Annotated in this window: 12 protein-coding genes and 1 pseudogene; 9 read left to right on the top strand and 4 right to left on the bottom strand. The window is 59.5% G+C overall.

Annotated features, from left to right (window positions below; translation table 11 throughout):
• Window positions 1–52: 52 nt before the first annotated feature.
• The 8 genes from G6R19_RS08330 to G6R19_RS08295 all read left to right on the top strand — a co-directional run bounded on the left by G6R19_RS08330 (window position 53) and on the right by G6R19_RS08295 (window position 8,515).
• On the top strand, window positions 53–1,453 hold the full coding sequence (locus G6R19_RS08330) for an FAD-dependent oxidoreductase (RefSeq protein WP_163164051.1): 1,401 nt from the start codon (window positions 53–55) through the stop codon (window positions 1,451–1,453).
• Entirely contained in the window at window positions 1,450–2,181 is a 732-nt protein-coding gene (locus G6R19_RS08325) for a DUF1365 domain-containing protein (RefSeq protein WP_163164050.1), read from the top strand. The genes G6R19_RS08330 and G6R19_RS08325 overlap by 4 nt, the downstream gene beginning before the upstream one ends.
• Window positions 2,178–3,572: a cyclopropane-fatty-acyl-phospholipid synthase family protein gene (locus G6R19_RS08320; RefSeq protein WP_205484311.1), complete on the top strand. Its 1,395-nt coding sequence runs from the start codon at window positions 2,178–2,180 to the stop codon at window positions 3,570–3,572. Before G6R19_RS08325 ends, G6R19_RS08320 begins: the two co-directional genes overlap by 4 nt.
• Window positions 3,573–3,980: 408 nt before the next feature.
• Window positions 3,981–4,226 carry a glutaredoxin-like protein NrdH gene (gene nrdH, locus G6R19_RS08315; RefSeq protein ID WP_013601222.1) on the top strand — a complete coding sequence of 82 codons (246 nt, stop codon included), beginning with the start codon at window positions 3,981–3,983 and terminating at the stop codon, window positions 4,224–4,226.
• A 128-nt stretch (window positions 4,227–4,354) separates the two neighbouring features.
• Window positions 4,355–4,807 carry a class Ib ribonucleoside-diphosphate reductase assembly flavoprotein NrdI gene (gene nrdI, locus G6R19_RS08310; protein WP_163164163.1) on the top strand — a complete coding sequence of 151 codons (453 nt, stop codon included), beginning with the start codon at window positions 4,355–4,357 and terminating at the stop codon, window positions 4,805–4,807.
• A gap of 20 nt (window positions 4,808–4,827) precedes the next feature.
• A complete protein-coding gene (nrdE, locus tag G6R19_RS08305; protein ID WP_163164162.1) occupies window positions 4,828–6,948 on the top strand; it encodes a class 1b ribonucleoside-diphosphate reductase subunit alpha in 2,121 nt (706 codons plus the stop codon).
• 97 nt (window positions 6,949–7,045) lie between these two features.
• On the top strand, window positions 7,046–8,020 hold the full coding sequence (nrdF, locus tag G6R19_RS08300; RefSeq protein ID WP_163164049.1) for a class 1b ribonucleoside-diphosphate reductase subunit beta: 975 nt from the start codon (window positions 7,046–7,048) through the stop codon (window positions 8,018–8,020).
• A 3-nt stretch (window positions 8,021–8,023) separates the two neighbouring features.
• Window positions 8,024–8,515 (top strand): hypothetical protein, encoded by a 492-nt coding sequence (locus tag G6R19_RS08295; RefSeq protein ID WP_163164048.1) that lies wholly within the window; start codon window positions 8,024–8,026, stop codon window positions 8,513–8,515.
• A gap of 961 nt (window positions 8,516–9,476) precedes the next feature.
• Here G6R19_RS08295 and G6R19_RS08285 read toward each other — a convergent pair.
• A pseudogene (locus G6R19_RS08285) lies at window positions 9,477–10,088 on the bottom strand (transposase).
• A gap of 34 nt (window positions 10,089–10,122) precedes the next feature.
• On the opposite strand from G6R19_RS08285, the gene G6R19_RS20590 reads away from it, so the two are divergent.
• A complete protein-coding gene (locus G6R19_RS20590; protein WP_346010076.1) occupies window positions 10,123–10,344 on the top strand; it encodes a hypothetical protein in 222 nt (73 codons plus the stop codon).
• Between the two features lie 353 nt (window positions 10,345–10,697).
• Here G6R19_RS20590 and G6R19_RS08280 read toward each other — a convergent pair whose 3' ends face one another.
• Genes G6R19_RS08280 through G6R19_RS08270 form a run of 3 tightly spaced genes read right to left on the bottom strand, consistent with a single transcriptional unit; the run spans window position 10,698 to window position 12,558 of the window.
• Window positions 10,698–11,435 carry a class I SAM-dependent methyltransferase gene (locus G6R19_RS08280; protein ID WP_240341812.1) on the bottom strand — a complete coding sequence of 246 codons (738 nt, stop codon included), beginning with the start codon at window positions 11,433–11,435 and terminating at the stop codon, window positions 10,698–10,700.
• Window positions 11,436–11,437: 2 nt separating this feature from the next.
• Complete coding sequence (locus G6R19_RS08275) at window positions 11,438–12,130, bottom strand: hypothetical protein (protein WP_163164045.1); 693 nt, start codon at window positions 12,128–12,130, stop codon at window positions 11,438–11,440.
• On the bottom strand, window positions 12,127–12,558 hold the full coding sequence (locus G6R19_RS08270; RefSeq protein WP_163164044.1) for a hypothetical protein: 432 nt from the start codon (window positions 12,556–12,558) through the stop codon (window positions 12,127–12,129). The genes G6R19_RS08275 and G6R19_RS08270 overlap by 4 nt, the downstream gene beginning before the upstream one ends.
• Between the last annotated feature and the right edge of the window lie 104 nt (window positions 12,559–12,662).

Raw genomic sequence — 12,662 nt, 5'->3', positions numbered from 1 at the left:
AATTGCCCTCTGTATACCCACCCTTGGCAAATGTTCAGCAGAGGAGCATAAGTTGTCACCTGACCCAGCAGTATCCGGAGGCCGACGACGGCGCGTGGCCGTCATTGGCAGCGGCGTGGCCGGTTTGACCGCCGCCTACGTCCTCAACCGGGAGGACGACGTCACCCTTTTTGAGGCGGACCCGCGGCTGGGCGGGCACGCCCACACGCACGATCTTCCGCAACCGGACGGAGCCGCTGTCGGCGTCGACACCGGCTTCATCGTCCACAACGAGCGGACCTACCCCACCCTGCTGCGGCTGTTCGCTGAGCTGGGGGTTGAGACGCAGGACTCCGAGATGAGCATGTCCGTCCGCTGTGACGGCTGCGGGCTGGAGTACGCCGGTGCCCGCGACGGCGGCCGGGGAATCATTGCCAGGCCCTCCAGCCTGCTGAGGGGACGTTACCTGCTGATGCTGCTGGAGGTGACGCGCTTTTACCGGAAGGCCCGGGCGCTCCTGAAGACAGAGCCCATCCCGGCCGCCAGTCCGCATGCCGCGCATTCGGAGCTGACCCTCGGTGAGTTCCTGGAACGGGAAGACTTCAGCCCATACTTTGTTTCCCACTTCATGACCCCGGTAGTCAGCGCTGTCTGGTCCTGCGACCCCACCACCGCGCTCGCCTACCCGGCCCGCTACCTCTTCACCTTTCTGGATCACCACGGGATGCTGGGCGTGAAGGGTTCGCCGCAGTGGCGCACCGTCACCGGCGGTTCAGCCCGGTACGTGGAGAAGCTCGCGGCCACGCTGACAGATATCCGGCTCGGCACTCCTGTTACTGCCATCCGGCGCCTGCCGGAAGGTGTGGAGCTCGCAACGGAGCACGGGCTGGAAGACTTTGACGCCGTCGTGATTGCCACCCACCCTGCCCAGGCACTTGGGTTCCTCGCTGATGCGACGCCGGCGGAGAAGGAAGCGCTGGGCGGGATGCCCTACTCGGTGAACCACACAGTGTTCCACCGGGACCCTGCTGTCCTGCCTGCCGCCGACAATGCGAAGGCGTCCTGGAACTACCGCCTGCCGTCCTGCGGCGCCCGGCCGGACAAGGTCCTGGTCACCTACGACCTCACCCGCCTGCAGCGGCTGGACCCGGTTGATGGCCGTCCCTACCTGGTGAGCCTGGGGGAGTCGGAGCTGATTGCCGGTGACGCGGTGCTTGAGCGCATGGTGTACGAGCACCCGCAGTACACGCCGGAATCGCTGCAGGCGCAGCAGGCAATAGCCGCACTCAGCGACAACCGGATTGCCTACGCCGGCGCGTATTTGGGATGGGGCTTCCACGAGGACGGTGCACTTGCCGGTGTCCGGGCGGCGGAAGCGCTGGGCCGCTCCTGGGATCCCCTCCGGCCGGCCGACGACTCAGGGGCGTCGGACGACGGCGAACGGGAGCTTGCTCCCGTGGCGGAACCCGCATGACCACCGGGGCAGCCATCTACCGCACCTCCATTTCGCACGTGCGGCGCACCCCGTTGAAGAACGCGTTTACCTACCGCAGCTACAGCTGGTTCGTTGATGTGGACAAGCTTCCGCGGCTTCCGCTCCTGCTGCGGCCACTGGCCGTGTTCCGCGCCGGGGACCACCTGGGCGATCCGGACGGCACCATCCGCAGCAACGTGGAACGATACCTGCGCACGCAGGGGATTGAGCCCGACGGCGGCCCCATCCACATGCTGGCCAGCGCCAGGGTCTTTGGCTACGTCTTCAATCCGCTGTCGCTGTTCTGGTGCTACCGGTCCACCGGGGAGCTTGAGTGCGTGGTGGCCGAAGTCCACAACACGTACGGGGAGCGTCACTGCTACCTCCTCCAGACCGATACTGCCGGGCGGGCTGCCGTCCCCAAGGCCTTTTATGTTTCCCCCTTTAACAACCTGGACGGGCAGTACCGCATGAAGCTGCCCGCGCCGGGGGAGCGCCTCGGGGTTTCCATCGTGCTGGACCGTGAAGGCCACAGCCCGTTCGTGGCCAGCATGGACGGCGCCCGCCGGCCGGCCACGGTTCCGAACATCCTGGCAGCGGCCCTTGCTGTTCCGGCCGCACCGTTGCTGGTATCCGCGCTCATCCGGGTACAGGGCATCAAACTCTGGGCCAGGCGCCTGCCTGTTGTCGCCCGGCCACACCACCCCTCACAGGAGGCAGTCCAATGACACTGATAGACGACAACGAAACAACTGCAGTTCCTGTCCTCGCTAAAGCCCGGGACAACGCTGGACTTTCGGACGTGGCCGCCACGCACTATGCGGCAGCCTGGACCGCCACCGGTATGCCAGCGTCGCCCGCCATTATCGATCCAAACGTATGGCCGGAAGTTGCGCAGCCGCCGTCGGGCGCCAAAGCGGCGGTGGCAGGCAAGGCCGCAGGCCTTCTCTTCAAAGGGGCCGTGAAGCGGCTGCCCCTGCGTGTTGAGTACCCGGACGGCACGGTCCTGGGCACCGGCGGCGCCGGCGGCCCCGTGATGGTGATGGTCCGGCCTGAGGCGTTTGAAGCCAGGATCGGCGACAACGGGCTGATCGGGCTGGGCGAGTCGTTTATGGCCGGGGACTGGGAAGCCAGCGACCTGGCGGGCGTCCTGGAAGTCTTTGCCGCCTCGGTGGATACGCTGATTCCCGCCCCGCTCCAGAAGCTGCGTGCCCTGTACCTGCCGCGCACCCCGCGGCAGGAACGCAACGCCGAGCAGAACACGCGCAGCAACATCTCGCGGCACTACGACCTGTCCAACGAGCTGTTCTCCACCTTCCTCGACTCCACGATGAGCTACTCGTCCGCGCTGTTTCCGCTCGAAACCGGACCGCTGTCTGCGGTTGGCTGGGAGGTTCTGGCTGAAGCGCAGCAGGCGAAGATTGAAAGGCTGCTGGACAAGGCAGGCGTCGGGGCCGGGACCAGGCTCCTGGAAATCGGTACGGGCTGGGGCGAGCTTGCACTGCGGGCTGCGGCCCGCGGCGCCATTGTCTACAGCGTCACCCTCTCCAGCGAGCAGCAGGCGCTAGCGCAGGAGCGGATCGCGGCCGCCGGTTATGCAGGCCAGGTGACCGTGGCGCTGCAGGATTACCGGGCCGTGGAGGGTGAGTACGATGCCATCGTCTCCGTCGAGATGATCGAAGCCGTGGGCTACGAGTACTGGCCCATCTACTTCCAGACGATCGACCGGGTGCTTGCGCCAGGCGGGAAAGTGGCCATTCAGGCGATCACCATGCCGCACGGGCGCATGCTCGCCACCCGGAACGCCTACACCTGGGTCCACAAGTACATCTTCCCGGGCGGATTCCTGCCGTCCGTCCGCGCCATCGAAGGAGTGACCCAGCAGCACACCACGTTGCGGGTGCGGGAACGGATGGGCATGGGGGACCATTACGCCGCCACCCTGCGGCTCTGGGAGGAGCGGTTCCTGGAGCGCTCGCGCGAGGTGGGCGAGCAGGGGTTCGATGCGGTGTTCCAGCGGATGTGGCTGTTCTACCTGTGCTACTCCCGGGCAGGGTTCCAGTCGGGCTACCTGGACGTGCAACAGATTGTGCTGGACCGCCGGGAGGTCCAGCTTTAGCAGCCGCAGTTGCCGGCGCCGTGACGGAGGTGCCGGCAGCCGCCGTCGTGCGGGTCAGTGGGATTGGTCACCATAAGGGGTTCCGAAGGTCACTTCGGGGCCCCTTCCGGCTGTCCGGGGCGGCGCGGAACCTGCCCCTGGACTGCGGGCGACACGCCGTCTTTTCCTCGACACGCTGGGCGTTAAATGTGGCTAAGTAGTCCACAGGATGTGGATTGCGTCCGCAAAATCAGCGGAATCCCGGACATTTTGAAGGCCCCTCCCTGTGGATTAAAGGTGCATTAAATGACATACTTGTAATACATCATCTTGGGGTTCCAAAGAGGCGTCTGCACTAGATGTAGTATCTAGGTACAGCTTGGGCGGGAACACCGGACGAGCAAGTTTTCAGTAAAGGGGACAGGAACCATGACCGTAACGGTTTACACAAAGCCTGCTTGTGTTCAGTGCAACGCCACCTACCGGGCGCTCGACAAAAAGGGCATTACCTACCAGAGCGTTGACATCTCCCAGGATGCCGAGGCCCTCGAGCGCCTGAAGGCACTGGGCTACATGCAGGCTCCTGTTGTGGTCACAGACCAGGACCACTGGTCAGGCTTCCGCCCGGACAAGATCGAGGAACTGGCGCTTTCCGCAGTTTCCTCCGTGGCCTAGGGGTCACACTTTTTTCTGCCGGCAATCAACAACCAGCTGAGGTGACTCCCACGGCAGCACCAGCAGCCCAGGACTTCGACACAGCACAGGAATCCCACACTTCCCGGGATGTTCACGCGGCTCAGCGCGTGGGGGATCCCGGGGCGGTTCCGCCAGTTGTCACCAGCAGCCAGCTCATCTTTTTTTCCTCGGCATCCGAGAACACCACCCGCTTTGTCTCGAAGCTCGGCCGCGAGGTGGCCCGGATTCCGCTGTTCGCCAAGGACGCACCCCTCCTCGCCACCCGGCCGTTCGTGCTGGTGGTGCCCACTTACGGCGGCACCGGGGGAGAGGGTTCTGTCCCCAAGCAGGTCATCCGCTTCCTGAACATTCCGCAGAACAGGCAACTGCTCCGCGGGGTGATCGGCGCCGGCAACACAAACTTCGGGGACAACTACTGCCTGGCGGGGGACATCATCGCCGCCAAGTGCGGAGTACCGCACCTCTACCGCTTCGAATTAATGGGCACGCCAGAAGACGTGGCCCGCGTAAACAATGGATTGGACACGTTTTGGACACGACTGTCGCAGACACAGAAGTAACCAGGGCCCAGAAGCCCGAGATGCCCGCCGCCTATAAGGGCCTGGGTTATCACGAGCTGAACGCGATGCTGAACCTGTACGGCCCCAGCGGCGAGATCCAGTTCGAAGCGGACCGCGAGGCAGCGCACCAGTACTTCCTGCAGCACGTGAACAACAACACCGTGTTCTTCCATGACCTGGAAGAGAAGCTCGAATACCTGGTCAAGAACGACTACTACGAGCGCGAGACGCTTGACCAGTACACGATGAACTTCATCCGTGACCTGTTCAACCGCGCCTACAAAAAGAAGTTCCGCTTCGAGACCTTCCTGGGCGCGTTCAAGTTCTACACGTCCTACACGCTGAAGACGTTCGACGGCAAGCGCTTCCTGGAGCGCTACGAGGACCGTGTGTGCATGGTTGCCCTGCACCTGGCCCGCGGCAACGAGCAGCTTGCCCTGCAGATGGTGGACGAGATCATCGAGGGCCGCTTCCAGCCGGCTACGCCTACCTTCCTGAACGCCGGCAAGAAGCAGCGCGGCGAGCTCGTTTCCTGCTTCCTGCTCCGCATCGAAGACAACATGGAGTCGATCGGCCGGTCCATCAACTCCGCGCTGCAGCTGTCCAAGCGCGGCGGCGGTGTGGCCTTCGCGCTGACCAACATCCGCGAAGTGGGCGCGCCCATCAAGCAGATCGAGAACCAGTCCTCAGGCGTCATCCCCGTGATGAAGCTCCTCGAAGACAGCTTCTCCTACGCCAACCAGCTCGGTGCCCGCCAGGGTGCCGGTGCGGTGTACCTGCATGCGCACCACCCGGACATCTACCGGTTCCTGGACACCAAGCGCGAGAACGCGGACGAGAAGATCCGCATCAAGACCCTCTCGCTGGGCGTTGTGATCCCGGACATCACGTTCGAGCTGGCCAAGCGCGACGAGGACATGTACCTGTTCTCCCCGTATGACGTGGAACGCGTTTACGGAATGCCGTTCTCCGACGTCTCGGTCACCGAGAAGTACTACGAGATGGTGGATGATTCCCGGATCAAGAAGACCAAGATCAAGGCGCGCGAGTTCTTCCAGACCCTCGCCGAGATCCAGTTCGAATCCGGCTACCCGTACATCATGTTCGAGGACACCGTGAACCGGGCCAACCCGATTGACGGCAAGATCATTATGTCCAACCTGTGCTCCGAGATCCTGCAGGTTTCCCAGCCCACCACGTACAACGATGACCTGTCCTACGCGGACACCGGCAAGGACATCTCCTGCAACCTGGGCTCGCTGAACATCGCCAAGACCATGGACTCGCCGGACTTCGGCCTGACCATCGAGACGGCCATCCGGTCGCTTTCGGCTGTGTCTGACATGTCCAACATCACCTCGGTGCCGTCCATCGCCAAGGGCAACGACCAGAGCCATGCCATCGGACTGGGCCAGATGAACCTGCACGGCTACCTTGCCCGTGAGCGGGTCCACTACGGGTCCGAAGAGGGCCTGGACTTCACCAACATCTACTTCTACTCGGTGGTTTACCACGCGGTCCGCGCCTCCAACCTGCTGGCCATCGAAACCGGCCAGACCTTCGGCGGCTTCGAAAAGTCCAAGTATGCGTCCGGTGAGTTCTTCGACAAGTACACGGAGCAGGAATGGCTGCCGCAGACCGAGAAGGTGCGGGAGCTGTTCAAGAACGTGCACATCCCCACGCAGGCCGACTGGCTGGCGCTGAAGGCCTCCGTTATGGAGCACGGCATCTACAACCAGAACCTGCAGGCTGTTCCGCCGACGGGTTCGATTTCCTACATCAACAACTCCACCTCCTCGATCCACCCGGTGGCGTCCAAGATCGAGATCCGCAAGGAAGGCAAGCTGGGCCGCGTGTACTACCCGGCGCCGTACCTCACGAACGACAACCTGGAGTACTACCAGGACGCGTACGAGATCGGCTACGAGAAGGTCATCGACACCTACGCTGCCGCCACCCAGCACGTGGACCAGGGTCTGTCCCTGACGCTGTTCTTCAAGGATACCGCCACCACGCGCGACATTAACAAGGCCCAGATCTACGCCTGGAAGAAGGGCATCAAGACCATCTACTACATCCGTCTCCGCCAGCTCGCGCTGGAAGGGACGGAGGTGGAGGGTTGCGTCAGCTGCATGCTGTAGTTGTAGCTTCAAGTAAATCCTGACAGTACGACGGCGTGTGCCCGCCCGCCGTCGTACGCTTTAACTTAGAGAAACCACCCAACGCATAGGGGATGACATGACCGAGAAGGTCAAGCTGCTTAGCCACGTCGAGGCCATCAACTGGAACCGCATCCAGGACGACAAGGACGTGGACGTCTGGAACCGTCTGGTCAACAACTTCTGGCTGCCGGAGAAGGTGCCGCTGTCCAACGACGTCCAGTCATGGAACACGCTGACGCCGGCCGAGCAGCAGCTCACCATGCGTGTATTCACCGGCCTGACCCTGCTGGACACCATCCAGGGCACCGTCGGCGCAGTCTCTCTCATTCCGGATGCCCTGACTCCGCATGAAGAAGCCGTGTACACCAACATCGCCTTCATGGAGTCCGTGCACGCCAAGAGCTACTCCTCCATCTTCTCCACGCTGGCCTCCACCAAGGAGATCGACGAGGCGTTCCGCTGGTCCACCGAGAACGCGAACCTTCAGAAGAAGGCGCAGATCGTTATGGACTACTACCAGGGCGATGACCCCCTGAAGCGCAAGGTGGCCTCCACCCTGCTGGAGAGCTTCCTGTTCTACTCGGGCTTCTACCTGCCCATGTACTGGTCCTCACGCGCCAAGCTGACGAACACGGCAGACCTGATCCGCCTGATCATCCGCGACGAGGCCGTACACGGCTACTACATCGGCTACAAGTTCCAGAAGGGCCTGGAAGGCCTGTCCGAGGAACGCAAGCAGGAGATCAAGGACTACACGTTCGAGCTCTTGTTCGAGCTGTACGAGAACGAAGTCCAGTACACGCACGATCTGTACGACGGCGTCGGCCTGGCCGAGGACGTCAAGAAGTTCCTGCACTACAACGCCAACAAGGCCCTGATGAACCTGGGCTACGAAGCCATGTTCCCGTCGTCCGTTACCGACGTGAACCCGGCCATCCTCTCCGCTCTGTCCCCGAACGCGGACGAGAACCACGACTTCTTCTCAGGGTCCGGTTCTTCGTACGTGATTGGCAAGGCTGTTAACACCGAGGATGAGGACTGGGACTTCTAGACAATGGCTTTTCAGTTTTTGGGCCTGCTTCCAGCGAAAAACGAATTCCGCTGGGTATTGCTGGAAGGATCCGCGGAAGACGGCTTCGTAGTTCCGGCCCATAAGAAAGTTGCCGTTCCCGAATTCGGTACCCGAGAACAAGAGCTTTCTTGGGTCTACACGAATGTTTTAGAGTCGGTTGGCAAAATGGCTATCGATTTCGCTTGTGTTGTCCAAGGTGCTCTTAACGCTACAAATAACACAGATGCAGTCCTTCATCGCGCCCAAGTTGAAGGTGTCATCCTTGCGGCGCTCGGTGCAATCAAGGCGGACGTTTGCTTGATAAAGAAGGCAGGCATCGTAACTAAGTTCGGCCTGAAGCGTGGATCCAGCGTAGGCGATATCCCGCAGCTTCAAGCAATCAGGGGCGACAATGGTATGCCGAAGCATTTTGACGAGGCACTGGCAGCGGCCCTATTTGTAACTCGACAGGGATCTCTTGTATCAACGCCTTGAATTATTGGGACAAGGTCATTTTGGATTTGTATGGAAGGAACTCGATACATACACGGGTCGAGTATATGCCACGAAGCATATCCCACTAGGACGGCCGGGATTTAACGACAATCTTGACGAAGCCAGACTTTTGGTAGCTAGCGAGTCGAGGTACACCATAAGGGTATTCAGCGCTTCTAAATCAGGCGATGAATTCATCATCCGTACAGAATTCTTACCCAACGGAAGCTTAGAAAAATCTTGCAGCACGGGTCCCGCAGATCTAAAGAACTTCTATGCCTGGTTTCCCGACATTTGCCGTGGAGTAGCACACTTGCATGACAAGGGAATTTTGCATCGAGATCTAAAACCTGCGAATGTGCTTCTAGACGGGGCATGGACACCAAAATTGGGTGACTTCGGATTGGCATTGGTGGAGGGCACCAATCCGGACCATGGTACGCATGCATACATCCCGACCTTGGCGCCTGAGTCAGATTACGTTGATTCAGCTTCTGGTGATATTTATGCTCTGGGGTGCCTTGCCTACCGGCTGCTAAACGGCGAGCATGAATGGGTGCGGCAGTTAGCTCACATTGCTACGGGAAATAATCCGGCTGCTCAACTGAGGGCAGTTTCTCAATCGGGAAACTTTCCCGACAGGGAGGCTTGGCAGCCGCATGTTCCCCCCGCACTACGGAAAGTCGTGAGCAAGGCACTAAATGTGGATGCCTCAAAACGCTATGCATCAGCGGCAGACTTGTGTGAAGCGGTGGAAAAAACCATACCCCAATTCTACTGGTCTTTTATGGCTGATTCCGATTCATGGGTGGGTATCCCAAAAACTGGTCACGACAAACGAATTTGGCAAGTAGCCGTAAGAGGCGACCAGGTTGAGGTTAGGCGATCAATTAACGGGGGCCCTTTTCGTAGGGTAAAGGCAGGAACCCGCTTGGCCGGGGATCACCCTTCGTACGCAATATCAACAGTGATACACCAGATTGAGCGCAGTGTGGTCCGATAGGAGACTACTAAGGGCTGGGGGCCAAAGGAAAGCCCTCGAATACCGCCAAGGCGATTCTTCCGTGAGGGATGTTAATTCCGCTGTTCTGGCGGCACTGCGCAACAGGATACGCGTTTTGTAGTTGCGTGCGTTGGTGAATCCCCGGCCAGTCCTCTTTATGCGCTTGATCGCGGTGTTGTTGACTTCCACTATCGCGGCTGTCGCACCGGTGACAATGAGGACTTCGATGTCTTTCCACCATCCACAGACCGTGCGCCAGAGCCGGTTCGTCTCCGGCTGCGCGGCTAGCTCGACCAGGACCTGCAGCTGGTCTTTCGCGGCGGCAGCGTCGGCGAGGGATCAGGTGGCCAACAGTGTTCGGAGCTGTTCTTTGACCAACCGGGCGGCTTGCAGGTTCCCGGTGGCATCGTCGGTCGCGAACACGGTGCTGAGTCTGTCCCGTGCCGGGTCCGAGAGCGTGTCCCCGGCGCGCAGGAGCAGCCTCCGGTTGACCCAGACCCCCCGATCAACGGAACGCCCCCGCCGGCCATGGACCTGTTGGGTGAGGCGTTGCCGGACTTCGGTGAGCATGTCGTCGTTGCCGAGCTTGACCAGGTGGAACGCGTTGACTGAAACAGCGGTGGCGTGGCAGCCACATGCGCAATGCCTTGCGGACCGCCGCCGAGGGGTCGATGGCAACGACCTGCACGCCCAGGCGCCACTGAAGCAGACGGGCGAACGGCCAGTCACCGACACCCTCACTGTCGCGGCCGTCAACGATCCCCAGGACTTGTCCGGTGTCCAGATCGACGAGGTGGTCATCTCGATCAGGGCTCGTAGCTCCTGACGTGATGAATGCGTAGAGAACATCCATCACAGCAGGGCTACGAGCCCTTCAGCTTTCAAGACACGGAACCCTATTTCACCATCAACCACGAAGAGCCAGTGACGTGGGCTCTAGGAACCTGTGTTCAGCGTCAGGGTGCGAAGGAAGCATGCTGCTGAAGTTGTGGAAGCAGTTCTCTTCCGAACCCATGCCCTAACCTTGAACCCGGAGTGGCGACTATGTCCGCAGGCTGGGGGTTAGCAGAGCCAAGCTGAATGGGCCAGTCTAGCCAAAAGCCAGCCGTTGTGGCGAGCGGCCTACTATTTCCCTTCCATCTATCTGTCTACAAGAACAGCTGTTCTCCCCTGATGGTCTTATGCGCGAGATGCAGAAATCAGCATAAACCTGGGGTACGTTACGCCTGATGCAGTTACACACGACCTCGGATCTACGAGCTCCTTAATCCGAACCGCTCTGAATCCCACTGCCGATAAACTAGACAGGTACTGCTCCAGGGGGCGATGAGTGTGTGTAGTCCAGAGGTCAGTTTTGGCGGCTGCGATGCGGAATGGTGCCTCGATATGTGTTTCAGCCATATAACTGAACCATGGAGCAGAATCATAGCCCCAATACTTTGGCCAAAAGAACGGATGAGTAATGGTGGCGTGAATCGTGCCATCGGCCTTACAAAGCTTGGACATTGCGACCAAGGCTGCAGATAGGTCGGCAACATCCATCAGAACCATATTGGCTACCAGTAAATCGTACTGCTGAGAATTCTGGTCGGCCCATTCTTCGACACTGGCCCGGAAATACGTCGCATTTTGTGCCCGGTTGTATCGCTTCGCTAGGTCAATGCTCACTCTGCTTGGGTCGATGCCGACGAGACTTCGAACTCTTGGTGCCAACGCAGAGGAAAGCGTGCCAGAGCCACAACCAACGTCAAGAAGTGAATGGGAGGTTGCGTTCCTCACTTCCTGCAATATTGCGGGTGTGAGTATGAAATCGAAACTTTGGTCTAGCCCAGACCGTATTTGGTTGAACCGGGTTTCCGCCAGTGCATCCCACTCCGCTGCAATTTTCTTGGTAGTTTTACTCTTTATGGGCCGCATCATCAGTTGGATGCTTCACTCGGAGCAAGGTTCCCTGTTCCTTCACGTACGTGAGGAACAGAGGGAAGCGTCTGAGCCTTGTCTAGGATCGCAAAGGTATCCTTGAGGAGCAAAAACATGTCCTGAGCTAAAGTAAGTGCGTATTCACGTGGATTGCTGAACATTTCGATAGTGTGGACATCTTCGTCACGATGGCCAATTGCAAGCTCTGCCTGACTCCGTCCCAAGTTGATAAGGGTAAAGCGGGACATGATCGGGCGATCACCAGTGATGGTTTCGTAGTAGTAGATTTCTGCGCCAGCAGTACTCAGTCTCGCACTCAGATCATTCGCTTTGAGCATGAAGACAGTTAAGTTGTTTTTCTTCGCCTTTTGCGTTAACAGGACTTCAGTATCACCATCAACCCAGCTCATATCTCTTGTGAATATAGCAACATTTTCGCCCTTGGAAAGAAGTTGGTCCATGTAAACTTTGACTGCGCGCCGGCCCTCCGGCGCGTCTTGATTGCGGAACCGCCTAAATTTACGAGACTTCCCCCATATATCTAAATAAACTTGGACGCCTAGCAAGATGATCCCTATAACTCCCACGATCAATACAGCTAACCCGGCCGACGTACCCCAAGCAGAAACTATGGTTGCGATCAGTCCGGCCGTTCCAGCCAGTGCGGCTAGAACAGTAATCCAAGTTTTCAAATCCGCTCCTCGTAGCTTGTTGTCCCTAGCTGCCGAGCACGATCAAGTCCTCGAAGAATCAATTCTCCTGCAACCCCCAACCCCAGCAGCATTAAGAGCGTGCCGTTCCTAGCGGAACTGGCTGCAAGGTACGTATTCTGCGAGGCGGTGATAGCCGCAAGGTCGTTGGCATACCAGCCATTCACAACTGACTGCTGCGGAGCGCCCTTCGTTTCGCCGTTATTGACTTCGTTCTTGACGCTGGCTGCGGCGAGTTCGGAGTTCCAGTCAGAAGGGCTGCCGGCATCAACCACGGCGGGACCGGTGCCGATCCACGTCAGGATGAATAACAATCCCAGGACTGCGCCCAGAATGATCCGTGCCAACTGGATCAGTCCTGCTGCCGCAGTCAACGTTTTAAGCCGGCCTTTTCGTTTGCCGGTGTCCACCCGCGGAGCGGCTTCCGGAAGCGGTGGAAGAGCCGGGCTGCTAAGCCCAGCAGATGAATCGTAAGACGACATGATTTCCCCATTTTTCGTGATTGGTAACAACT

Source organism: Arthrobacter sp. Alg241-R88 (genome assembly GCF_900537115.1).
GTDB lineage: Bacteria > Actinomycetota > Actinomycetes > Actinomycetales > Micrococcaceae > Arthrobacter.
This window is presented reverse-complemented; position numbering and strand designations above follow the sequence as displayed.